The 21,929-nt window shown below is 63.7% G+C and carries 22 protein-coding genes; 10 read left to right on the top strand and 12 right to left on the bottom strand.

Annotation, left to right across the window (positions count from 1 at the left end; genetic code table 11):
• Positions 1-15: 15 nt before the first annotated feature.
• Both AC3EMP_RS03290 and AC3EMP_RS03285 read right to left on the bottom strand, forming a co-directional pair.
• Positions 16-159: a hypothetical protein gene (locus AC3EMP_RS03290; protein WP_352712948.1), complete on the bottom strand. Its 144-nt coding sequence runs from the start codon at positions 157-159 to the stop codon at positions 16-18.
• An 85-nt stretch (positions 160-244) separates the two neighbouring features.
• On the bottom strand, positions 245-907 hold the full coding sequence (locus AC3EMP_RS03285; RefSeq protein WP_488494584.1) for an arylesterase: 663 nt from the start codon (positions 905-907) through the stop codon (positions 245-247).
• An 86-nt stretch (positions 908-993) separates the two neighbouring features.
• On the opposite strand from AC3EMP_RS03285, the gene AC3EMP_RS03280 reads away from it, so the two are divergent.
• From AC3EMP_RS03280 to AC3EMP_RS03265, 4 genes are all read left to right on the top strand, one after another.
• Positions 994-1,695, top strand: coding sequence for an ABC transporter ATP-binding protein (locus tag AC3EMP_RS03280; RefSeq protein WP_352712947.1), 702 nt, complete (start codon positions 994-996; stop codon positions 1,693-1,695).
• Positions 1,695-4,244 carry an ABC transporter permease gene (locus AC3EMP_RS03275; RefSeq protein ID WP_352712945.1) on the top strand — a complete coding sequence of 850 codons (2,550 nt, stop codon included), beginning with the start codon at positions 1,695-1,697 and terminating at the stop codon, positions 4,242-4,244. Before AC3EMP_RS03280 ends, AC3EMP_RS03275 begins: the two co-directional genes overlap by 1 nt.
• A gap of 239 nt (positions 4,245-4,483) precedes the next feature.
• Positions 4,484-5,224 carry a Bax inhibitor-1/YccA family protein gene (locus AC3EMP_RS03270; RefSeq protein WP_023742100.1) on the top strand — a complete coding sequence of 247 codons (741 nt, stop codon included), beginning with the start codon at positions 4,484-4,486 and terminating at the stop codon, positions 5,222-5,224.
• 117 nt (positions 5,225-5,341) lie between these two features.
• A complete protein-coding gene (locus tag AC3EMP_RS03265) occupies positions 5,342-5,932 on the top strand; it encodes a GNAT family N-acetyltransferase (protein ID WP_023671727.1) in 591 nt (196 codons plus the stop codon).
• 110 nt (positions 5,933-6,042) lie between these two features.
• Here the strand turns inward: AC3EMP_RS03265 and AC3EMP_RS03260 are convergent, their stop codons facing one another.
• From AC3EMP_RS03260 to acnA, 3 genes are all read right to left on the bottom strand, one after another.
• Positions 6,043-6,429: a DUF2794 domain-containing protein gene (locus AC3EMP_RS03260; RefSeq protein ID WP_352497732.1), complete on the bottom strand. Its 387-nt coding sequence runs from the start codon at positions 6,427-6,429 to the stop codon at positions 6,043-6,045.
• Positions 6,430-7,038: 609 nt separating this feature from the next.
• The gene (locus AC3EMP_RS03255; RefSeq protein ID WP_352512819.1) at positions 7,039-7,818 is read right to left on the bottom strand and encodes a DUF1223 domain-containing protein; all 780 of its coding nucleotides are present in this window, start codon (positions 7,816-7,818) and stop codon (positions 7,039-7,041) included.
• A gap of 420 nt (positions 7,819-8,238) precedes the next feature.
• Complete coding sequence (gene acnA, locus AC3EMP_RS03250) at positions 8,239-10,929, bottom strand: aconitate hydratase AcnA (RefSeq protein ID WP_352512817.1); 2,691 nt, start codon at positions 10,927-10,929, stop codon at positions 8,239-8,241.
• 285 nt (positions 10,930-11,214) lie between these two features.
• On the opposite strand from acnA, the gene ccmA reads away from it, so the two are divergent.
• From ccmA to AC3EMP_RS03230, 4 genes are all read left to right on the top strand, one after another.
• Entirely contained in the window at positions 11,215-11,823 is a 609-nt protein-coding gene (gene ccmA, locus AC3EMP_RS03245; RefSeq protein WP_352713012.1) for a heme ABC exporter ATP-binding protein CcmA, read from the top strand.
• Positions 11,824-12,052: 229 nt separating this feature from the next.
• Positions 12,053-12,718 (top strand): heme exporter protein CcmB, encoded by a 666-nt coding sequence (gene ccmB, locus AC3EMP_RS03240; protein WP_023687678.1) that lies wholly within the window; start codon positions 12,053-12,055, stop codon positions 12,716-12,718.
• Positions 12,719-12,840: 122 nt separating this feature from the next.
• A complete protein-coding gene (gene ccmD, locus AC3EMP_RS03235; RefSeq protein ID WP_488494583.1) occupies positions 12,841-13,080 on the top strand; it encodes a heme exporter protein CcmD in 240 nt (79 codons plus the stop codon).
• Positions 13,077-13,658 (top strand): DsbE family thiol:disulfide interchange protein, encoded by a 582-nt coding sequence (locus AC3EMP_RS03230; RefSeq protein WP_352713015.1) that lies wholly within the window; start codon positions 13,077-13,079, stop codon positions 13,656-13,658. The genes ccmD and AC3EMP_RS03230 overlap by 4 nt, the downstream gene beginning before the upstream one ends.
• Before the next feature lie 186 nt (positions 13,659-13,844).
• Here AC3EMP_RS03230 and AC3EMP_RS03225 read toward each other — a convergent pair whose 3' ends face one another.
• Complete coding sequence (locus AC3EMP_RS03225) at positions 13,845-14,012, bottom strand: hypothetical protein (protein WP_023687680.1); 168 nt, start codon at positions 14,010-14,012, stop codon at positions 13,845-13,847.
• 286 nt (positions 14,013-14,298) lie between these two features.
• Between AC3EMP_RS03225 and AC3EMP_RS03220 the strand changes: the two genes are divergently transcribed.
• Together AC3EMP_RS03220 and AC3EMP_RS03215 are read left to right on the top strand one after the other, a co-directional pair.
• Complete coding sequence (locus tag AC3EMP_RS03220) at positions 14,299-15,219, top strand: SMP-30/gluconolactonase/LRE family protein (protein ID WP_023671738.1); 921 nt, start codon at positions 14,299-14,301, stop codon at positions 15,217-15,219.
• Positions 15,220-15,381: 162 nt separating this feature from the next.
• Positions 15,382-15,588 carry a tautomerase family protein gene (locus AC3EMP_RS03215; protein WP_352538682.1) on the top strand — a complete coding sequence of 69 codons (207 nt, stop codon included), beginning with the start codon at positions 15,382-15,384 and terminating at the stop codon, positions 15,586-15,588.
• Between the two features lie 83 nt (positions 15,589-15,671).
• Here AC3EMP_RS03215 and AC3EMP_RS03210 read toward each other — a convergent pair whose 3' ends face one another.
• From AC3EMP_RS03210 to dapF, 6 genes are all read right to left on the bottom strand, one after another.
• Positions 15,672-16,220, bottom strand: coding sequence for an NADPH-dependent FMN reductase (locus AC3EMP_RS03210; protein WP_023683853.1), 549 nt, complete (start codon positions 16,218-16,220; stop codon positions 15,672-15,674).
• Between the two features lie 58 nt (positions 16,221-16,278).
• On the bottom strand, positions 16,279-16,899 hold the full coding sequence (locus tag AC3EMP_RS03205; protein ID WP_352626048.1) for a pyridoxamine 5'-phosphate oxidase family protein: 621 nt from the start codon (positions 16,897-16,899) through the stop codon (positions 16,279-16,281).
• Positions 16,900-16,959: 60 nt separating this feature from the next.
• Complete coding sequence (locus AC3EMP_RS03200) at positions 16,960-17,631, bottom strand: septation protein A (RefSeq protein ID WP_023687683.1); 672 nt, start codon at positions 17,629-17,631, stop codon at positions 16,960-16,962.
• Between the two features lie 61 nt (positions 17,632-17,692).
• Positions 17,693-19,684: a signal recognition particle-docking protein FtsY gene (gene ftsY, locus AC3EMP_RS03195; RefSeq protein WP_023671743.1), complete on the bottom strand. Its 1,992-nt coding sequence runs from the start codon at positions 19,682-19,684 to the stop codon at positions 17,693-17,695.
• 12 nt (positions 19,685-19,696) lie between these two features.
• Positions 19,697-21,016, bottom strand: a complete 1,320-nt coding sequence (mtaB, locus tag AC3EMP_RS03190) for a tRNA (N(6)-L-threonylcarbamoyladenosine(37)-C(2))-methylthiotransferase MtaB (protein WP_352713020.1) — start codon at positions 21,014-21,016, stop codon at positions 19,697-19,699.
• Positions 21,016-21,900 carry a diaminopimelate epimerase gene (gene dapF, locus AC3EMP_RS03185; protein ID WP_023671745.1) on the bottom strand — a complete coding sequence of 295 codons (885 nt, stop codon included), beginning with the start codon at positions 21,898-21,900 and terminating at the stop codon, positions 21,016-21,018. Before dapF ends, mtaB begins: the two co-directional genes overlap by 1 nt.
• Between the last annotated feature and the right edge of the window lie 29 nt (positions 21,901-21,929).

Here is a 21,929-nt window from a genome sequence, read left to right as displayed (position 1 = left end):
TGTGCCCCTAGCGAATCATCGATAGTCAAACGGGGCAAGTGGTTTGTTGGTTGCAGGCATTTTTACGAACAGGCGACCCCGGGCCCTCTGCAGCCCGGTCTTTTGTTTCAAAGTTCGCGCGAGGCGAACAGCGTCCTCTCTCTTGATGATAATGGCCATATGACCCTCCTTTTGGAGGCTATATGTCCTTTTTGGCCACACCGGTCAAAATGATCGCCGCGTGTTATTCTCGTCACGCCGGCGTTCAACCGCCACCCTGAACTGCCGCAATCGCCTTCTCCACGGCGGGCAGGATGCGCTCGACCATCGCTGCGACGCCCTTCGGATTGGGATGCAGGCCATCCTCCAACTGCAGGCCGGACTGCCCGGCGACGCCATCGAGAAAAAACGGATAGAGCGGCACATCGTATTTCGCGGCAAGCTTTGGATAGATCGCATCGAAGGCGTTCTGGTAGTCGGCGCCGAGATTGGGAGCGGCGCGCATGCCGGCCAAAAGCACCGCGATCTTGCGCGCTTTCAGCTTCGCCAGCATGTCGTCCAGGTTCTTTTCCGTGATGCTGGGCGAGACGCCGCGCAGCATGTCGTTGGCGCCGAGTTCGAGGATAACCAGCCTTGTCCCATCCGGCACCGACCAGTCAAGCCGCGCCAAGCCGCCGCTCGAGGTGTCGCCTGAAACGCCGGCGTTGGCGACGGTGACGTCATGGCCTTTGGCGCGCAGCGCAGCTTGCAATTTGTCGGTAAAGCCATCGCCAGGCCCGAGGCCGAAACCGGCCATCAGGCTGTCGCCGAAGCCGACGATGGTGAACGTCTCGGCGCGCACGGACGAAATGGCGCCGCAAAGGGTGACGAAAAGGACGAGCCCTGCGGCATTCAAGCGTTTGAAAGATATCTTGCGTTTGAAAGACATGTGGCAGGCCCCATATACCCGAGGAATTCTTCCGGCGACGGCTTCCGGCAAGCAGAGCCTTCATCCTGATATAGGACGCTTTAATTGTGACAGAAGCCGTCATCGCGCTGAAAGACATATCCCTGACCCTGGGCCAAGGGGCTTCGTCCGTGCATGTGCTGAAAGGCGTCAGCCTTGACGTGACGCTCGGCGAGGCGACCGGCATTGTCGGCCCTTCGGGTTCCGGCAAGTCGACCTTGCTGATGGTGCTTGCCGGGCTGGAGCGGGTCGATTCGGGGACGGTGCGGATCGCCGGCGAATTGCTGAACGGCAAAAGCGAGGACCAGATCGCCTCTTTTCGGGGCCGAAACATCGGCATCGTCTTCCAGTCCTTCCATCTCATTCCCAACATGACGGCGCTCGAAAATGTCGCGGTGCCGTTGGAACTGGCCGGCCATGCCGATGCGTTCGGTGTCGCGGCGCGCGAGCTGGCGGCGGTGGGCTTGAGCGACCGCGTCACCCACTATCCGGGCGAGCTCTCCGGCGGCGAACAGCAGCGCGTGGCGATCGCCCGCGCGCTGGCGCCGTCGCCGCGCATTCTCATCGCCGACGAGCCGACCGGCAATCTCGACCAGGCGACGGGGCGGCAGGTTGCCGACCTTTTGTTCGCCAAGGCGGCCGAGCGCGGCATGACCTTGGTGCTGGTCACGCACGATCCGGCCCTTGCGGCGCGCTGCTCGCGCCAGGTGTCGATGCGCTCGGGCCGCATCGAGGATGCGCCGGTAGCGCAGGTCAAGGTGCCGGCCTGATGCCACTGTCGCAGACGCTGAAGCTCGCGTTCCGCTTCTCGCTGCGCGAGATGCGCGGCGGACTGTCCGGCTTCATGATCTTCCTTGCCTGCATCGCGCTCGGCGTCGCTGCAATCGGCGGGGTCAATTCGGTGGCGCAGGCGATCACCGCAGGCGTTGCAGACCAGGGCCAGACGCTGCTTGGCGGCGACTTGCGCTTCCAGCTCAACCAGCGCGATGCGACGCCAGCCGAAAGCACCTTCCTCGACCGCCTCGGCACTGTGTCGCACAGCGCCAATATGCGCTCGATGGCGCGGCTGGATGACGGCTCCGACCAGGCGTTGGTTGAGGCCAAGGCCGTCGACGACGCCTATCCGCTCTATGGCGCGCTCGAGACCGCGCCGCAGCTTGGCAGAGAGGATTTGTTCGGCGAGAAATCAGGCGTCTTTGGCGCCGCCGCGCCCGACCTGTTGTTCGACCGGCTGAATGTGGAGATCGGTGACCGGCTGAAGGTCGGCAGCGCGACATTCGAATTGCGGGCCAGGCTGGTGAGCGAACCGGATGCGGTGTCGGACGGCTTCGGCTTCGCGCCGCGGCTGATGGTCTCGACGCAAGGGCTTGCCGCGTCCGGCCTGATCCAGCCGGGCAGCCTGGTCGAGAATGCCTACAAGGTTCGGCTGCCGGCCGGCGCCAGCGAGGCCGATCTCAAGGCCATCCAGGATCGGGCGGCGAGCGATTTCCCCGAAGCCGGCTGGTCGATCCGCACCCGCTCGAACGCCGCGCCGGCGCTGTCCTCCAACATCGAGCGCTTCTCGCAATTCCTGACGCTGGTCGGGCTGACGGCGCTGGTCGTCGGTGGCGTCGGCGTTGCCAATGCGGTGCGCGCCTATCTCGACGGCAAGCGCGGCGTCATCGCCACCTTCAAGAGCCTTGGCGCCTCGGGCGGCTTCGTCTTCACCGTCTATCTCGTGCAGATCCTGATGATCGCCGGCCTCGGCATCGCGCTTGGCCTCATCCTCGGCGCCGCCATGCCGTTTGCTGCCAGCGCTGCGCTCCAGTCGGTCATTCCGGTGCCGGCTAAAGGCGGCTTCTATCCCGGTGCGCTGGCTCTTGCCGCGCTGTTCGGGCTGCTGGTGACGCTTGCCTTCGCGCTGTTGCCGCTCGGCCGCGCCCGCGATGTGCCGGCGACCGCGCTGTTTCGCGAAATGGGTTTTGAGGGCCGCGGCTTTCCACGCCTGCCCTATCTTGCCACGGCGGTCGGCATCGCGGTCGCTTTGGCGGCGCTCGCCATCCTGTTTTCCGGCGACCGGCGCATCGCCTTGATCTTCGTCGGCGCGACGGTCTTTGCCTTTCTGGTGTTGCGCCTGGTCGGTGCGCTGGTGCAGTGGGTGGCGCGCAAAAGCCCGCGTGTGCGCTCGGTCGCGCTCAGGCTCGCCATCGGCAACATCCACCGGCCCGGCGCGCTGACGCCGTCCGTCGTGCTGTCGCTGGGCCTCGGGCTGACGCTTTTGGTGACGCTGGCGCTGATCGACGGCAATCTCAGGCAGCAGATCTCCGGCAGTCTGCCGGGACGGGCGCCGAATTTCTTCTTCGTCGACATCCAGAATAGCGAGGTCGATGCCTTCTCGACACTGATCGGCAAAGAGGCGCCGAAGGGAACGCTGGTCAAGGTGCCGATGCTGCGCGGCCGGGTGATGGCGCTGAACGGCGTTAGTGTCGACAAGGCCAATGTGCCATCGGAAGGCGCATGGGTGCTGCGCGGCGATCGCGGCCTGACCTACGACGCCAAACAGCCGGCCAATGCGACACTGACCGAAGGCATCTGGTGGCCGGAGAACTACAGCGGCGAACCGCTGGTCTCGTTCTCCAACGATGAAGGCAAGGCGCTCGGCCTGAAGCTCGGCGATACCATCACCGTCAATGTGCTCGGACGCAACGTGACGGCCAGGATCGCCAATTTCCGAGAGGTGCAATGGGAGACGATGGGCATCAACTTCGTCATGGTGTTCTCGCCCAACACTTTTGCAGGCGCGCCCCATGGCTGGCTGGCGACGCTGACCGAAAAGGATGCCACGGCAGCAGAGGATGCCCGCCTGCTCAACGCCGTCACCCGCGCCTTCCCGGCGGTGACGACAGTTCGGGTCAAGGACGCGCTCGACGTCGTCAACCGGCTGGTCGGCCAGCTCGGCACGGCGATCCGGGCCGCGGCCGGCGTGGCGATGATCGCTTCGGTGCTGGTGCTGGCCGGCGCGCTCGCCGCGGGAAATCGCGCCCGCATCCACGATGCCGTGGTGCTGAAGACGTTGGGCGCCACGAGGCGCACGCTGATCGCGGCGTTTTCGCTGGAATACATGCTGATCGGCCTGGCCACCGCGGTGTTTGCGTTGGCTGCCGGCGGCATCGCCGCCTGGTACATCGTTGCCCGCATCATGACGTTGCCGTCGCATTTCATGCCGGAGGTGGCAGTGGCGACCTTGGTGTTTGCGCTGGTGATCACGGTCGGCATCGGCCTTGCCGGCACCTGGCGGGTGCTCGGGCACAAGGCGGCGCCGGTGCTGCGCGACCTCTAGGCCCAAAACGGCAAGGTTGGCCGAATTTGCCGTTTCCGATTAAATCTTGGTAATGTGCAGTCATGGAAGCCCAAGAAAACCGGCTTCCGGAGATTCACCAAGCGTTGCAGCCCGTTACGGTCTTGTTCTTGACGTCAAGAACCATCATATTTCGCCACAGGCATGCTGGAGCCCCGCCAGCGGCGCCCAGGTCCGAAAGGGCCTGACACCGTACGGGGCAGAAGCAACAGAGGATTCCAATGGCTGAGCCCATTCGCAACTACCAGACTTCGGCCGTGCCGGGCGCGCGCGCCGACATCGACCAAGGCCTGCGCACTTACATGCTCAAGGTCTACAATTTGATGGGGCTTGGCCTCCTCATCACCGGCGTCGCCGCCTGGGGCGCTTTCCAGCTCGCCGTCACCGGCGACGGACAGCTGACCGCTTTCGGCACGCTGATCTATGCCAGCGCCTTCCGCTGGGTGGTCATCCTGGCTCCGCTCGCCGCCGTCTTCTTCCTGTCGTTCAGGATCCAGTCGATGAGCGTGGCCGCGGCGCAAACCACCTTCTGGGTCTATTCGGGCCTGGTCGGCCTGTCGCTGTCGACCATCTTCCTGGTCTACACCGGCGCCTCGATCACTCAGACCTTCTTTGCCACGGCGGCCGCCTTCGGCGCGCTGTCGCTCTACGGCTACACGACCAAGCGCGACCTTTCGGCGTTCGGCTCGTTCCTGGTCATGGGCGTGGTCGGCCTGGTGATCGCCATGCTGATCAACATCTTCCTGCAGTCGTCGGCGCTCGGCTTCGCCATCTCGGCGCTCGGCGTGCTGATCTTCGCCGGGCTCACCGCCTATGACACGCAGACCATCAAGGAAATGTACTACGAAGGCGATCAGGCCGACGTTGCCGGCCGCAAGGCGATCATGGGCGCGTTGAGGCTATATCTCGACTTCATCAACCTGTTCATGTTCCTGCTGCAGTTCATGGGCGATCGCCGCTAGGCGGTCTTCCCATCAGGCAACTGGACCAGCTGATATCAAGAGGGCGGCCAACGGCCGCCCTTTTCTTTTGTGCCGGCCTTTGCTGTCATGGAGGCAGATGAATCGTCTGCATAAATCATGAGCACTATTTCCATCCGCGCGGCCTTGGAAGGCGACCTCGGCCGAATCACCGAGATCTACGGCGATGCCGTGACGCATGGCACCGCGAGCTATGAGCTCGAGCCGCCCAGCCGCACTGAGATGGGTGGGCGCTTCGACAGCCTGACGGCGGGGGGCTTTCCCTATCTGGTGGCGGAACGAGATGGCGCGCTGCTCGGCTACGCCTATGCCGGCGCGTTCCGGCCGCGCCCGGCCTACCGCTTCATCGTAGAGGATTCCGTCTATGTCGCGCCTGATGCGAAGGGCCAGGGCGTCGGGCTGCTGCTGATGCAGGCGCTGATTGAAGCCTGCCGTATGGCGGGCTTTCGCCAGATCGTCGCGGTGATCGGCGACGGCCATGCAGACAGCGCCTCGGTGCGGCTGCATGAAAAGCTCGGCTTTCGCCATTCCGGTCGCCTGGAAGGCTCCGGCTACAAGCATGGGCGCTGGCTTGACACGGTGTTCATGCAGCTGTCGCTGAATGGCGGCGTAACGGTTCCGCCCGATCCGCATTCGCTGCCGGAGCGGAAGTTTCGTGAGAGCCTGAGGAGGGGAATTGAGGAGAACTGAAGAGAACTGAAGAATTGAGGATCCGAATAGCTGAGAACAAATCCTGCGGTATTTCGACCGTTACATCCTCTTTTTTCAATTCTTCAGCTCTTCAATTCCCCAATTTTCAATTAGGCCTGGACAATCTTCAGCTTAGCATCGAAGACGTTGAGCACGCGACCGAGTTCCTGGCCGCGCTTGAGGATTCGGCCGCCGGCGGCGATGACGGCGAAGGCGCCTTGCCGGCGTGCCAGTTTCGGATCCTTGACGATCTGGAACAGCGGCACTTCGCTGGCCCGGCGGAAGACTGAAAACACAGCCCGATCAGACAGATGATCGATGGCATAGTCGCGCCATTCGTTGGCGGCGACCATGCGTCCGTACAGCTTCAGGATCTCGTCGAGTTCACGCCGGTCGAAACGGACCGGCTGGTCGAGGCGTTCGCGTCGCGCCTCGTGCAGCGGGATCAATATTGCGGATGCGTCCCCATCCTCCGTCCCACCGCTGCGATCGGTCATCCCGCGATCCCTTTGAAAATGAATCTCGCTTGCAGAAGTTGGCGTGTTCGCCGTGGAATTGCAAGGCCCGGCTAACCATCCCGGGACCGCGCTGTTTTCGCAACGTCCAGTCACTTTTATAAAACGCGGTGTTTGAATTGGTGATGCCTCGCCACATTTCTGCCTTTTTTTATCCGCGCTCATGCCCCAATGTCCGACGAATTTACCGGCGTTGCCTGAGACGGTTCGGTCCGGCACCGGCTCGTAAACCCCAAGCCCCCCGCCCACGGGTCTGCGTCGGATCGAACCAACCTCGGACTTTCCTCAGGGAGAGACCGGGTGCGACGATCCCAAAGCCTAAATGACCGACGTCAGAAGCAAGCTGACGTCGGTTTTTTTGTTGGGCGGCGCCAGACACTTGTCGTCGTGATCCTTCACACCCCCTCTGTCCTGCCGGACATCTCCCCGCAAGGGTGGAGATCAGATTTCGCGTTTGCTTTCGCCAATCTCAAACGTGGGACAGGATGGCGGATGTGGCGAAGCTGCCAATCTCCCTCCTTGCGGGGGAGATGGCCGGCAGGCCAGAGGGGGGTGCTGTCCCGCCGATATCAAAAGATATGGACCAGCCTCTTAAGGCTTGTGAATAAACGCCGCGCCCAGAATAGGCCCCGGCAGGCCGTCCTTGCCGACCGATTGCAGCAGCACGGCGCAGCCGCCTTTCTTGGCGATCTCGGTCATCGGCAATTCGTAGCGTTGCGCCTTGCCGTGCCACATGCCGGCGGTCTGGATGCCGGTGACGGCGTTCCAGTAGGTCATGCTGCGGCCGGTGTTCTCGCCCTTGGCGATGGTCACCGTCTGCGGTGGTTCGAAATAGACGATGACGACATGGGCGTCGCTGGGGCCGCTACCGGCGTCGCCGGCATCGATCATGACGCGATCGCTGGTGCGGCTGACCTTGACGCTGACCCGCATGCCTTCACCGGATTTCTCCATGCGGCCAAGCGCGCCGTCGACCTCCTTGCGGCTGGCGCCGTTGACATGGCTGCGACCATTGATGACGGCTTGCGGCGTGTAGACGGAGCGGGTGCCGAAGGCGCGCATATAGTCATATTGCCGGTCGGTATTGTCCTTGCTGCTCAGCGTGTCCTGCCAGCCGAGATAGTCCCAGTAATTGACGTGGTAGGCGAGCGCGACGACGTTGTCCTTGGCCGCCAGCTCGGCAAAGAAAGCGTCCGCCGGCGGGCAGGAATTGCAGCCCTGGCTGGTGAACAGCTCGACCACGCCCAAGGGCCTGTCAATCTGCGGTTTGTCGGTCTGGGTCGTTCCCGATTCCTCGGCGAACCCGGTCCCGGCAAGCGCCGAGAAGGCCAGCGCAAAAGCCGCAAGCCGGAGAGGGTGTCGAGGTGCCATGATCGTTCCGATTCCCGCCGGTGACGCCGGCCTTGTTCTGGTTGCCCAGATTTGTGGCAGAAGCGACAGTCAACGGGAAGTCACGTTGCGGTGAAATTTTTGCTGCCGCAACCATGGGTATGGCCATCACAGGGGGAGCACTTCACCGCCCGGTTCGATCGGGAGCATGGCATCAGGAGCGTGGGGCAGATCTTGCTGAGCCCAGCCGGTTTTTACTCCTGTCGTACAGGGCGGGGCTTCGATCGGGTCGGGCAATGCTTTGGAAAGACTGGGAGTAGGGAGTAGGGAGTAGGGAGTAGGGAGTAGGGAGTAGGGAGTAGGGAGTAGGGAGTAGGGAGTAGGGAGTAGGGAGTAGGGAGTAGGGAGTAGGGGATGTCGTTCCCCGCTACCGCCCAATCCCTACTGCCTAAGCCCTGGCCGCTACGCGGCCAGATCGCGCAGCACGTATTGCAAAATGCCGCCATTCTTGAAGTAGTCGAGTTCGTCCAGCGTATCGATGCGGCAGATGATCGGCACGTTCTTCACGGTGCCGTCGCCATAGGTCACCTTGGCGATCATCGTCTGGCGTGGCTTGATGGTGCTTATGCCGTCGATCTCGACCAGCTCGTCACCCTTGAGGTTGAGCGAGGCCCATGAGGTGCCTTCCTCGAAGACGAAGGGGATGACGCCCATGCCGACCAGGTTGGAGCGATGGATGCGCTCGAAGGACTGGGCGATGACGGCACGGACACCGAGGAGATTCGTTCCTTTAGCTGCCCAGTCGCGCGAGGAGCCGTTGCCGTATTCGACGCCGGCGAAGATGACCAGCGGCACGCCTTCCTTTTTGTATCTCATCGCCGCGTCGTAGATCGATTCCTCTTCCTTCGACGGGTAGTGGATGGTGTAGCCGCCCTCGCGGCCGTTCTCGCCCAGCATGTGGTTGCGGATGCGGATGTTGGCGAAGGTGCCGCGCATCATCACCTCATGGTTGCCGCGCCTTGTGCCGTACTGGTTGAAGTCGGCAACGCCGACGCCATGGTCGGTGAGGTATTTGCCGGCCGGGGAAGCGGCCTTGATCGAACCCGCCGGTGAGATGTGATCGGTGGTGATCTTGTCGCCGAACAGGCCGAGCACGCGCGCGCCCTTGATGTCGCCGATCTTGCCGAAACCGGAGGTCATGCCGGCGAAATAGGGCGGGTTCTGCACATAGGTCGAGTTGTCGTCCCAGGCATAGGTCTGGCCTTCCGGCGCCTTGACGTTCTGCCAGTATTCGTCGCCCTTGAAGACGTCGGCATATTTGCGGGCGAATAGCTCACGTGTGACGTTCTTCTCGATGAACTCCTGGATCTCGGCCGAACTCGGCCAGATATCCCTGAGATAGACCGGCTTGCCGTCGCGGCCTTCGCCGAGTGGCTCGGTGGTCAGGTCCTTGGTGACGGTGCCGGCCAAAGCATGGGCTACCACCAGCGGCGGCGACGCCAGATAGTTCGCCTGCACGTCAGGTGAAACACGGCCTTCGAAGTTGCGGTTGCCGGAGAGCACTGCGGCGGCGATCAGGCCCTTATCGTTGATGGTCTTGGAGATCGGCGCCGGCAGCGGGCCGGAATTGCCGATGCAGGTGGTGCAGCCGAAACCAACCAGGTTGAAGCCGATCTGGTCGAGCTCCTTCTGCAGGCCGGACTTTTCCAGATATTCGGCGACCACCTGGCTGCCCGGCGCCAGCGAGGTCTTCACCCACGGCTTCTGCTTGAGGCCGAGCCGGTTGGCGTTGCGCGCCAAAAGGCCGGCGCCGATCAGCACGCTCGGGTTGGAGGTGTTGGTGCAGGACGTGATGGCGGCAATGACGACATCGCCATGACCGAGATCATGCTCGGTGCCTTCGACGGCATAGCGCTTGTGGATTTCGGCAGCCTTCTTGTACTCGGTCTCCATCGCCTTTGCGAAGCCGGCCGGAATGCCTTCGAGCGGAACGCGGCCTTCGGGGCGCTTGGGACCTGCCATCGACGGCACGACGCTGTCGAGCTCGAGTTCGAGCAGGTCAGTGAAGACAGGGTCGGCCGAGCCGGCGTCACGCCACATGCCTTGCGCCTTGGAATAGGCCTCGACCAGGGCGATGCGGCTTTCCTCGCGGCCCGACATTGTGAGATAGCGGATGGTCTCGCCGTCGACCGGGAAGAAGCCGCAGGTGGCGCCATATTCGGGCGCCATGTTGCCGATGGTGGCGCGGTCGGCCAGCGTCATGTTGGACAGGCCCGGGCCGAAGAACTCGACGAACTTGCCGACGACGCCCTTCTTGCGCAGCATCTGGGTGACGGTCAGCACCAGGTCGGTGGCGGTGATGCCCTCCCTGAGCTTGCCGGTAAGGCGGAAGCCGATGACTTCGGGCAACAGCATGGAAACCGGCTGGCCGAGCATCGCCGCCTCGGCCTCGATACCGCCGACGCCCCAGCCGAGCACGCCAAGGCCGTTGATCATAGTGGTGTGCGAATCGGTGCCGACGCAGGTGTCGGGATAGGCGGTCGTTTCGCCGTCTTCCGTGTTGGTCCAGACGACCTGACCGAGATATTCGAGGTTGACCTGATGGCAGATGCCGGTGCCGGGCGGCACGACGCGAAAATTGCGGAACGCCTGCTGGCCCCATTTCAGGAATTTATAGCGCTCTTCGTTGCGCTCATATTCGAGCTCGACATTCCTGGCAAAGGCCAGTGGCGTGCCGAATTCGTCGACGATGACGGAGTGGTCGATGACGAGGTCGACCGGCACCAGCGGATTGATCTTCTGCGGATCGCCGCCGAGCGCCTTGAGGCCGTCGCGCATGGCGGCAAGGTCGACCACCGCCGGGACGCCGGTGAAATCCTGCATCAGGACACGCGCCGGGCGATAGGCGATCTCGACGCCGGCGGTGCCCTTGTCCGTCAGCCAGCCGGCCACAGCCTGGATAGAGTCCTTGGTGACGGAGCGGCCGTCTTCATTGCGCAAAAGGTTTTCCAGCAGCACCTTCATCGAATAAGGCAGCTGGGCAATGCCGGTGAGGCCGTTCCTCTCGGCCTCGACCAGATTGTAATAGACATAGTCCGCGCCACCCACGGTGAGGGTGCGGCGGCAATTGAAACTGTCGAGGGATTTTGACACGTGCGGTCCGTCCTTGTCTGTTCAGCCTGAAAGGGAACGGACGCCGATGGGCATGCAATCACGCGCAAAGGTGCGGGTACGGCCATTTCCGCTGTCCGTTCCCAGCCAACCCGAGCCGTTCAAGGCGGCGCGTGCGCTGGTTCGGCGCAAATTCTGTTCCCGTGCCGACCGCTGGCACGGATGTCCCGCATATAGAGAATTTTCTGGAATAGTTCTAGACAGTTGCGGAGCAAATTTGTGCGATGCGGCAGCTATCGCGCGGTAAAGTTTTCGGGACGGGCAGGCATGCGGCTGATTGCCGAAAATCTGGGCGGCGAACGCGGCGGCGAGACGGTCTTTTCCGGCATCGGTTTTGCGCTCGACAAGGGCCAGGTGCTGGTCGTCACCGGGCCGAACGGTTCGGGCAAATCGACGCTGCTCAGGGTCATCGCCGGGCTGCTGCCGAAGGCGCAAGGCGACGTGCGCATCGAGGGCGGCGGCGAGACGTTTCCGACGATCGCTTCGGCGGTCCACTATCTCGGCCACCTCAATGCAATGAAGACGGCGCTCAGCATGGCGGAGAATCTGCGCTTCTGGCGCGATTTCAACGGCGATGGGCAGTCGGGTGTCGAAGAGGCGCTGGAGACGGTTGGTCTCGGCGGCATCGCCCATCTGCCTTTCGGCTATCTGTCGACCGGGCAAAGGCGGCGCGCGGCAATTGCGAAATTGCTGGTCAGTCATAAGCCGCTGTGGCTGCTGGATGAGCCGACGGCCGGGCTGGACAAGGCTTCGGAGGCGCGGTTTGCGGGGCTGATGACGAGGCATTGCGCAGAAGGTGGAATCATTGTCGCGGCGACGCATTTGCCGCTCGGATTGGATGGGGCGAAGGAATTGAGGATGGGAGCAACAGGGTGATGTCGGCATTCCCGCCCACCCCCCTCTGCCCTGCCGGGCATCTCCCCCGCAGGGGGGGAGATCAGATGTCATGCCGGCTTTCGCCAATCACCGGCATTGAAAAAGAGGCGTCAGCAGTGGAGCTGCCAATCTCCCCCCTTGCGGGGGAGATGTCCGGGAGGACAGAGGGGGGTGTGAAGGAACGCCACCTTCGGCAAGATGGCGATCAAACCGCAGGCGCGGCTTGGCAATGCTAGCCCTCTTCCTGCGCGACATCCGCCTCTCCGTCCGCGCCGGCGGCGGAGCGCTCACCGGCGTCATCTTCTTCCTCGCCGTCATCGCCACCATCCCCTTCGGTGTCGGACCGGACCTGAAGCTGCTCGCCCGCATCGGTCCGGCGATCCTTTGGATCGGCGCTCTGCTCGCCTGCCTGCTCGGCCTCGACCGGCTGTTTCAGGCCGATCGCGAAGACGGGTCGCTCGATCTTCTGGTGCTGGGCAATGACCGCCACATGCTGGCGTTGACGGTGCTGGTGAAGTGCCTGGCGCATTGGGCGGGCAGCGTTCTGCCGCTGGTGGTTGCGGCACCTCTGCTGAGCCTGTTCATGAACATGGAGCCGCTCAGCATCGGCGCCACCGCGCTCACGCTGCTGGTCGGCACGCCGGCGATCACTTTCATCGGCGCGGTCGGGGCGGCGGTGGCGGTGGCGCTGCCGCGTGGCGGGCTGCTGATCTCGGTGCTGGTGCTGCCGCTGACGATCCCGGTGCTGATCTTCGGGGTGTCGGCGAGCTACGGCGCGGTGGCCGATCCTGATCCGTTCCTGCAGCCCTTCCTCATTCTTGCCGCGCTGACGCTGTTTCTTGCCGTGCTGGGTCCGGTGGCGGCAGCACTGGCGCTGCGGCATGGAACGGATTGATATGACCGCTGCGGCGCGACGATCAATTGCGAAGCCCCAGCCGCAAAGCTAAGAAAGCCGCAAAGCTATGGGAAGGCCATGATCGAGCACGACGAAGTGACGGTGGAAGGGGAGCGAAGCGCATGAGTGCACACGCACTCTATGTCGCGGCCGCCTATGGCATCACGGTGATCGTGCTGGCCGGGCTGATCGGCTGGATCCTGCTCGATCAGCGGACCCGCAAGCGCGAACTGGCAGACCTCGAAGCGGCCGGCGTGCGGCGTCGCTCGGACAAAGCCGGTACTGGGGCCAGCACTGGGGCCAGCACTGGGGCCAGCACTGGGGCCAGCACTGGGGCCAGCACTGGGGCCAGCAAGCCATGAGCACGGAAAGCGAAACGCCGGCGTTGCCGCGCCGCCGCCTGATCGTGCTGTTGCCGCTGCTGGTTTTTCTCGGCCTCGCCGGATTGTTCCTGTCGCAGCTTTTGTCGGGACGCGATGAGGCGGCAGTGCCGTCGGCGCTGATCGGCCTGCCGGCGCCGCAGACCAACCTGCCGGCGCTGGAAGGGTCAAACCTGCCCGGGCTGGATTCGAAAGCCTTCGCCGGCAAGGTAACGCTGGTCAACGTCTTTGCATCGTGGTGCGCGCCGTGCCGGGAAGAGCATCCGGTGCTCTTGCAGCTGTCGCAGGACAAGCGCTTCGTCATGGCCGCGCTAAACTACAAGGACCAAGCGCAAAACGCGCGCCGGTTCCTTGGTGATCTCGGCAATCCGTTCCAGGCGATAGGTGTCGACGAGGCCGGCCGCACGGCCATCGACTGGGGCGTCTACGGCGTGCCGGAAACCTTCGTCATCGGCAAGGACGGCAAGATTGCCTACAAGCATGTCGGGCCGCTGACAGGGGAGTCGGCGAGGGATGTTCTGTTGCCGCAGATTGAAAAGGCGCTCGCGGCACCGGGCTGACGTTGGCGCCATGCCCCCTCATCGGGCCGCTACGCGGCCCCCTCCTCCCCGTGGGGGAGAAGAGGGAAGCATCGGCACAGGCTAGCTCCTCTCCCCGGGGGGAGAGGTCGGATTGCCCGAATTGCTCATGCAATTCGGTTTGGCAATCCGGGTGAGGGGGCGGTGCCCCGCTGAGGTCTGAAATGCTCAGCCGTAGATCTGCCTGTGGACCTGGTAGAGCATTTCCGAGCGGTCGGCGCGCAGGTCGGCCAGATCGCGGCTCGTCAGGTTTTCGATTTCCGCGACGAGGCGGTTGTAGTGGCGGCGCTTGGCCATCGAGGAGCGCGCGCGGGAGAAGAGGTTGTCAAAAGCCATAGCAAGGGTCCTTTCGTGCCGCATATCAGCGGTGAATTTGTTCCTCCCTTGGTCGTTCGCACCATGACATAGGAATGGTGCGATGCAAAAATAAGATGTTGCAATGCACCATTGCACAGGGCGCATAGCGGGTTAATACAGCGCTACAGCACCATAAACGGCCGGACAGGCTGGCGGGCCATGCCGGCCAGGCACCTTTTGTCTTACAAATTGCGCCTGCGCCACCTTGCCATCGCGCCCGCAGGCTGGCTTGATCCGCGCGTCACGTGATGCCCGGAGGAAATGCATGGCGACCGCAGACTATTACGAAATTCTGGATCCGCGTTTCGCGCGGCTGTTCAACGGCAACGCCCAGGTGGAAAAGCTGTTTACCGGATGTCAGTGGGCGGAAGGGCCGGCCTGGTTCGCCGCCGGCCGCTATGTCGTCTGGTCCGACATCCCCAACAACCGCATGCTGCGCTATGACGAGACCGACGGCAATGTCAGCGTCTTCCGTCAGCCCTCCGGCAATTCCAACGGCAACACCGTCGACCGCCAGGGCCGACTGGTGACGTGCGAGCATTCCGGCCGCCGCGTCAGCCGCACCGAGCATGACGGTTCCGTCACCACCATCGCGGCCGAATGGAAAGGCAAGCGGCTGAATTCGCCCAATGACGCGGTCGTGAAATCCGACGGCTCGATCTGGTTCACCGATCCGAGCTACGGCATCGACACCGACTATGAGGGCGACAAGGCCGAAAGCGAGATCGGCGCTTGCAATGTCTACCGGGTCGATCCGGATACGGGCGAGGTCGAGGCCGTCATCACCGACATGGTCCGGCCGAACGGGCTTGCCTTTTCACTGGATGAAAGCCAGCTCTATGTCGTCGACACCGGCCGCACCCATGGCGCGCAGAACCCCGCGCATATGCGGGTCTTCAACGTCGGCAAGCACGGCAAGAAGGTCTCGGGCGGGAAGGTGTTCGCTGACTGCACGGCCGGCCTATTCGACGGCTTCCGGCTCGACGAGGCCGGCCGCATCTGGACCAGTGCCGCCGACGGCATCCATTGCTACGATCCCGACGGCACGCTGATCGGCAAGGTCAAGGTGCCGGAAGTGACCGCCAATTGCGTGTTCGGCGGCAACAAGCTGAACTGCCTCTACATCGCCGGCACCACGTCGCTCTACATGGTGCGGCTGATGGTGAACGGGGCGAAGACGTATTGAGGCTGCTGGAAACGCTTCTCTGGCGGCCCTTGATGGCGTTTCTGCGCATGTCCGCGGCGCCTGTTGCGCGGCGGCCGCCGGAACGACCGACAAGCGGTTCGCCGGAGCGGATTTCGGAGCCGCGGCGCGGCGCTATCAGACACAATTCAAGGGGAGGACATCATGCCATTCGTCAACATCCGCATCGTCAAGGAAGTGATCGCCGCTGATCCCGCTGGCAAGAAGGCCGACATTGCCAAAAAGGTCACGGCGGCCATCATGGACGCCACCGGGCTTAGCAATGACGACGTCTGGGTGGTGTTCGAAGAGGTCAACGCGCGCGACTGGTATGTCGGTGTGACCGATGTCGAGACGTTGCGGAAGAGGTAGCACTGCGGCACGTTGGGGTGCGCCGCACCCTTTCGTTCGTCATCCTAGGGTCTGCGCCGCGTCGCTTCGCTCCTTGCTCCGCCCTAGGATGACGAGGCAACGTTTGCGCGTATAAAACTCGCGAAAACCTGCACCGCTTCGCGCATGGCCCGCAGGTTCTCGTCCTCTCCCAGGATCGCTTCTATCTCCGGCGGTTTCTTGCCGAGCAAGGCAATCTCCAGAACCGCATTCTCACAAAGCGCGAACGACATGGTGCGCATGATCTCGGCCAGCGCGGCGCGGGCATAGAGCGAGCGCGCGGAGGCGTGGGCCAGCATGGCGGGCTTGCCGACGGCGGCGTCGCGCGAGACCAGCCAGTCGAGCGCGTTTTTCATGCCGCCGGGCACGCCATGGGCATATTCGGGGCAGGAGACGATGATGCCGTCGGCGCTGGTGACGGCCTCGATCAGCCGCATGGCCTCGGCCGGTGTGCGCTCGCCTTCGTCATCCGGGTTGAAGATCGGCAGCAGGCCGAGCCCGTCATAGACAGTTACGCGGCAATCCGAAGGCGCGTTCGCGGACAGCGCCGCCAGCAGCGCCGAATTGGTCGAGGCGGCGCGCAGGCTGCCGGAGATGGCGAGGAGTTCGATCACGGGGAAACAGGGCTAGGGAAACCAGCAAAGGACCGCAATGGCGAATCGTACGCGAAATTTACCACAGGGTCTTGCTGTAGGCCTCGTCCAGCGAGCGGTCGAAATCGTCGGCAGTTTCGGTATGCGCCATCTGATCGGACAGGATCTTACCCAGCGTCGGCAATGTGGCGCGGTTGTGCCAGCTGTCCGGCTTCCACAATTCGGAGCGCATGAACGCCTTGGCGCAGTGCATGTAGGCGGCCTTGACGCTGACCACGACGACGCTTTGCGGTTGCCTGCCGTCGACGGCGAGGCGATCGCGCAAGGCGGCGTCGACGGTGATGCGGGCATCGCCATTGATGCGCAGCGTCTCGTTCATGCCGGGGATGAGGAAAAGCAGGCCGACCGAAGGATTGAGCAGGATGTTCTCCAGCGTGTCCAGCCGGTTGTTGCCGGGCCGGTCGGGAATGGCGATGGTCCTGTCGTCGAGGACAAGGGCAAAGCCGGGCCTGTCGCCTTTCGGCGTCACGTCGGCATTGCCGGCGCCGTCGGAAGAACCGATCAGCACGAAAGGGCTCTTGCCGATGAAAGAGCGGCAGTGGCCGTCGAGCGCCCTGAGTTCCTTGCGCATCGAGGTGTCGGTCGGCCGCGGCGTCTTGTAGATCGTCCTCAGCTCGTCGCGCGTGGTGACGAATTCCATGGCCGTCTCCGTTTATTCGGACGCAATTCCGGACGGCTTCACACTTTTCCTGGAATTGCTCTACTTGCCGGCTTCTTCCACCTTCTCGGCCTTATCCTCGATCGAATGGTGCAGGATCAGCGGCATCTGGCTGAAGGTGAACAACAGGGTGATCGGCATGATGCCCCAGACCTTGAAGGTAACCCAGAAGTCGGTGGAAAAATTCCGCCACACCACTTCATTGGCAAGAGCCAGGAACAGGAAGAACAGGCCCCAGCGGAAAGTCAGCTTGCGCCAGCCTTCGGCATCGAGGCGAAAGGCCGAATCGAAGACATAGCCGAGCAGCGATCGGCCGAAATACAGACCGCCGAGCAGCACGCCGCCGAACAGGGTGTTGACGATGGTCGGCTTCATCTTGATGAACACGTCGTCCTGCAGATAGAGCGTCAGCGCGCCGAAGATGAAGACGACGACGCCCGAGACCATCGGCATGATCGGCAAGGTGCGCAGCAGCAGCCAGGAGGCGATCAGCGCGATCGCCGTCGCCGCCATGAACAGGCCGGTGGCGACGAAGATCGGCCCGCCGAATTCGGCCAGGACAGGAAATTTCTGCACCAGCCAGGCGCCGCGTGCATTGGCGAAGAAGAACACCATCAGCGGCCCGAGTTCCAGCACCAGCTTGAGCAGCGGATTGACGCTTTCTTTCTTCTTTCGCGGGTCGGACGGGTCGCGTTCGAGGATGGGAGGGTTCATGACTTCCTTCTGACGCATGATCTTGTCCAAAAAAGCCTGCAGCTCTTCGGGATCGTGCTTTTTACGCTACGCCCGCGATCGCCCTGGCGAATTCGCTGGCCGAGAATGGTTCGAGATCGTCGACCTGTTCGCCGACGCCGATGAAGTAGACCGGCAGTTTGTGCTTTGCCGCGATCGCGACCAGAATACCGCCGCGCGCCGTGCCGTCCAGCTTGGTCATCACCAGGCCGTTGACGCCGGCGACATTGCGGAAGATCTCGACCTGATTGAGCGCATTCTGGCCGGTGGTGGCGTCGACCGTCTGCAGCACGGTATGCGGCGCTTCCGGATCGAGCTTGCCCAGCACGCGCACGATCTTTTCCAGCTCCGCCATCAGTTCGGTCTTGTTTTGCAGCCGGCCGGCGGTGTCGATGATCAGCACGTCGGAGCCGGCCTCCTTGGCGCGTTCGAAAGCGTCGTAGGCGAGGCCGGCGGCATCCGCGCCTATCTTCGAGGCGATGACCGGCGACTTCGTCCTCTCGCCCCAGATCTTCAGCTGCTCGATGGCTGCAGCGCGAAACGTGTCGCCGGCGGCCAGCATCACCGACAGGCCACCATCGGTCAGTTTGGCGGCGAGCTTGCCGATGGTCGTGGTCTTGCCGGTGCCGTTGACGCCGACCACCAGAATGACATGGGGCTTGTGCGAGAGGTCGAGCTCCAGCGGCATGGCGACATGGGCCAGCACCTTCTCCACCTCGGCCGCCATGATGGTGCGGACATCCGCGTCGGAGACATCCTTGCCATAGCGGCTGGCGGCGAGCGCATCGGTGACGCGCAAGGCTGTTTCCATGCCGAGATCGGCGCGGATCAGCACGTCTTCGAGGTCCTGTAGCGTCTCTTCATCGAGCTTTCGCTTGGTGAAGACGCCGGCAATGTTGCCGGTGAGTTCTTTCGAGGAGCGGGCAAGCCCGTCGCGCATGCGCTGGAACCAGGAGCGTCGCGGCGCCGGTTCGGGCGCCTTTTGCGGCTCGGCTTTCTGCTCGACCTTTTTGGTGACGGTGACTTTGCCGACTGACGGTGTCGGCTGTGGTGTCGGCGGAAAACCCGGTTCAGGCATGGGCGCAACCCCTGCCGTGGCAGCCCGGACTTCGACCGGCGCGGGTGTGGCTTCGACCGGAGTGCGCTTTACCTCCCCCTCGATGGGGGAGGTCCCAAGCGAAGCTTGGGGGTGGGGGTGATTTGCGCTGGCGTCAGCGCTGTCACCCCACCGCGCCGCTTCGCGTCGACCCTCCCCATCGAGGGGAGGGTGGGTCGCCTCGTCCTTCTCCCCGTGGCTATACGGGGAGAAGGTGCCGGCAGGCGGATGAGGGGCGGCGCTGACCTCTGAGGTAGGCTGTGCGGGAGGCGCGGACGGTTGCGGCACTTCGATCGGGGCGGCCGGTTCTGCGGGAGTCTCGGCAGGCGTCGGCACTTCGACGGGAGCGGGCTCCAGCTGCGGTTCCGGACGCGATGGTTCGATCTCCGGCTCGGCCGGCGCCGGCGGCACTTCTTGGGGCTGCGGCTCGGGAGCCGGCTCCGGAACGGCTGGCGGCGCAGGAACTTCTTCCGGTGCAGGCGGCTCGGGTATCTCCGGCTCAGGCTGCGGTTCTTCTACCGGCGCGGGCTCCGGCAACGGTTCCGGCTCGGATGGGACGACCGGTTCCGGCGCGGGCGGGATGGTCGGCGTGGGTTCGGGCTTCGGTTCTTCTGGCGCCGACTGCGGCGCAGGCTTTACCTCCCCCTCGATGGGGGAGGCCCCAAGCGAAGCTTGGGGGTGGGGGTGAGTGGCGTCGGCGTCGGCGCTCTCACCCCTCCCCGCCACTTCGTGGCGACCCTCCCCATCGAGGGGAGGGTGGGGCGTCGGCGGCTCGGGCTCCTCGCGCTTCAAGAACTCCGGAACGACCTGCTCGGCCGCCGGCTTCAGCGCCTCAAGCGCATCCCATTTGATCGGCGGCAGGGGAGCGGTTTCGTCGATGCGCTCCTCGACGACTTCCTTCTTGCCGAACGAAAATATGTTCTTGAAAAAACCGGCCATGCTTCAATCGTCTCAGGCGGCGCGGGCAGTGAGCGGGGCCGCTATCAGGCGCACGCCGTCATGGCCGGTGATGTCTGCCTCGACGATCTCGCCCGGCGCGCCTGTGCCGAGCCCGGCAAGCGTGAACCCTTCGGTGCGGCCGACGCCGTCGCGCTCGATAAGGATCGTTTGGCGCGTTCCGGGAAGCGACGACAGATGGCGGCGATACGCAGCCTCACCAGCGGCGCGCAGCTGGGCCGCGCGCTGCTTGACCAATTCGCGGCGGACCTGCGGCATGCGCGCGGCGGGCGTGCCTTCGCGCGGCGAAAACGGGAAGACATGCAGGTGCGTCAGCCCACATTCCTCGACGATCTTTATCGAATTCTGAAACATTTCTTCGGTCTCGGTCGGGAAGCCGGCGATGATGTCGGCGCCGAAGACGATTTCGGGGCGCAGCTTGCGCACATCCTCGCAGAAGCGGATCGACTGGTCGCGCAAATGCCTGCGCTTCATGCGCTTCAGGATCATGTCGTCACCCGATTGCAGCGACAGATGCAGATGCGGCATCAGCCTGGGTTCGGTGGCGATGGCGTCGAGCAGATCATCGTCGGCTTCGATCGAATCGATGGAGGACAGCCGCAGCCGCTTCACATCAGGCACCTGCTTCAGGATGGTCTTCACCAGCTTTCCCAGCTTCGGCGCGCCCGGCAGGTCGGCGCCGAAAGAGGTCATGTCGACGCCGGTCAGCACGATCTCGGCATAGCCGTTGCCGGCCAGACGCTTGACCTGCTCGACCACGGCGCCCATCGGAACCGAGCGTGAATTGCCGCGGCCATAGGGGATGATGCAGAAGGTGCAGCGATGGTCGCAGCCGTTCTGCACCTGGACGAAAGCACGTGCCCGGCCCTCAATGGCGTCGACCATGTGGCCGGCGGTCTCGCGCACCGAGAAAATGTCGTTGACGCGCGCCTTCTCGCTGTCGTTGACGCCGAAATCCGGCAGCGCGCGGTAGGAGTTGGCCTTCAGCTTCTCCTCATTGCCAAGCACGAGGTCGACCTCGTCCATGGCGGCAAAATTCTGCGGTTCGGTTTGCGCGGCGCAGCCGGTGACGATGACGCGCGCCGCCGGATTTTCGCGGCGGGCCTTTCTGATCGACTGCCTGGCCTGGCGCACCGCTTCCGAAGTGACGGCGCAGGTGTTGAAGATGATCGCGCCGCCTTTGAGCGCGCCGAGACCTGCGCTTTCGGCCTCGCGGCGCATCACCTCGGATTCATAGGTGTTGAGACGGCAGCCGAAGGTGACGACGTCTATGCCTTGGGAGTTGGGGCCTTTGGTATCGGCAAGTGCAGACATCAGGCAGCGCTTTCGGTGTCGCGGGCCCAGGTGCCGGTCGACGGATCGAAATTGCCGGAAAACTCCCATTCAGCGGCACCGGTCAGGATGACGTGGTCGTCGTCGCGCCATTCCACATGCAGCGAGCCGCCGCCGGGCGTCATCAGCGTAACGCTGCGGCCGGTGCGCCGGGTGCGGGCAGCGGCGACGACGGAAGCGCAAGCGGCCGAGCCGCAAGCCTTGGTCAGGCCGGCGCCGCGCTCCCAGGTGCGGATGATCATCGTCTCCGGCGACGTTACCTGGGCGATGGTGATGTTGGCGCGCTCGGGGAAGATCGGATGGTTTTCGAGCAGCGGGCCGAAACGCTCGAGTTCGTAGGACCAGACATCGTTTTCGACCCAGAAGATGGCGTGCGGGTTGCCCATCGAGAGAGCCGAAGGCGAATGGAGCACCGGCGCGTCGATGGGGCCGATCTGCAACTCGATCATGCGGGTGTCGCGGAATTCCTCGGCCAGCGGAATGTCCTGCCAGCCAAAGCGCGGAGTGCCCATGTCGACCGAGATGGTCCCGTCGGCATGTTCGACGGCGTTGAGGATGCCGGCGCGGGTCTCGAAGGTGAAAGTCTTCTGGCCGGTTTCGGCGGCCAGCGCCTGGACGACACAGCGCATGCCGTTGCCGCAGGCCTGCGCGCCCGAGCCGTCGGAATTCAAGATGTCGATGTAAAAGGCGGTGCCCGGCGTGCGCGAATCGTGGATCGCCATGATCTGGTCGAACCTGGTCGCCGCATCGGCGTTCAGCGCGACAGCCGACGCCGCCGTGACCCTATCGGCACGGCCACGCATGTCGGCGACGATGATTTCGTTGCCGATGCCGTTCATCTTGGCGAAGGGGGCAGTGCCTGCCATGATCTGAGGTAATTCCTGTACGTTTCGCC

It is taken from the genome of Mesorhizobium sp. P160219, assembly GCF_057786095.1.
The sequence above is the reverse complement of the archived record's forward strand: the minus strand, read 5'-3'. Positions and strand labels throughout refer to the sequence as shown.

Coding starts and splice junctions, on each gene's coding strand:
- AC3EMP_RS03290 (WP_352712948.1), bottom strand. CDS start 159: ATGGCCATTATCATCAAGAGAGAGGACGCTGTTCGCCTCGCGCGAACT.
- AC3EMP_RS03285 (WP_488494584.1), bottom strand. CDS start 907: ATGTCTTTCAAACGCAAGATATCTTTCAAACGCTTGAATGCCGCAGGG.
- AC3EMP_RS03275 (WP_352712945.1), top strand. CDS start 1,695: ATGCCACTGTCGCAGACGCTGAAGCTCGCGTTCCGCTTCTCGCTGCGC.
- AC3EMP_RS03270 (WP_023742100.1), top strand. CDS start 4,484: ATGGCTGAGCCCATTCGCAACTACCAGACTTCGGCCGTGCCGGGCGCG.
- AC3EMP_RS03265 (WP_023671727.1), top strand. CDS start 5,342: ATGAGCACTATTTCCATCCGCGCGGCCTTGGAAGGCGACCTCGGCCGA.
- AC3EMP_RS03260 (WP_352497732.1), bottom strand. CDS start 6,429: ATGACCGATCGCAGCGGTGGGACGGAGGATGGGGACGCATCCGCAATA.
- AC3EMP_RS03255 (WP_352512819.1), bottom strand. CDS start 7,818: ATGGCACCTCGACACCCTCTCCGGCTTGCGGCTTTTGCGCTGGCCTTC.
- ccmA (WP_352713012.1), top strand. CDS start 11,215: ATGCGGCTGATTGCCGAAAATCTGGGCGGCGAACGCGGCGGCGAGACG.
- ccmB (WP_023687678.1), top strand. CDS start 12,053: ATGCTAGCCCTCTTCCTGCGCGACATCCGCCTCTCCGTCCGCGCCGGC.
- ccmD (WP_488494583.1), top strand. CDS start 12,841: ATGAGTGCACACGCACTCTATGTCGCGGCCGCCTATGGCATCACGGTG.
- AC3EMP_RS03230 (WP_352713015.1), top strand. CDS start 13,077: ATGAGCACGGAAAGCGAAACGCCGGCGTTGCCGCGCCGCCGCCTGATC.
- AC3EMP_RS03225 (WP_023687680.1), bottom strand. CDS start 14,012: ATGGCTTTTGACAACCTCTTCTCCCGCGCGCGCTCCTCGATGGCCAAG.
- AC3EMP_RS03220 (WP_023671738.1), top strand. CDS start 14,299: ATGGCGACCGCAGACTATTACGAAATTCTGGATCCGCGTTTCGCGCGG.
- AC3EMP_RS03215 (WP_352538682.1), top strand. CDS start 15,382: ATGCCATTCGTCAACATCCGCATCGTCAAGGAAGTGATCGCCGCTGAT.
- AC3EMP_RS03205 (WP_352626048.1), bottom strand. CDS start 16,899: ATGGAATTCGTCACCACGCGCGACGAGCTGAGGACGATCTACAAGACG.
- AC3EMP_RS03200 (WP_023687683.1), bottom strand. CDS start 17,631: ATGAACCCTCCCATCCTCGAACGCGACCCGTCCGACCCGCGAAAGAAG.
- ftsY (WP_023671743.1), bottom strand. CDS start 19,684: ATGGCCGGTTTTTTCAAGAACATATTTTCGTTCGGCAAGAAGGAAGTC.
- mtaB (WP_352713020.1), bottom strand. CDS start 21,016: ATGTCTGCACTTGCCGATACCAAAGGCCCCAACTCCCAAGGCATAGAC.
- dapF (WP_023671745.1), bottom strand. CDS start 21,900: ATGGCAGGCACTGCCCCCTTCGCCAAGATGAACGGCATCGGCAACGAA.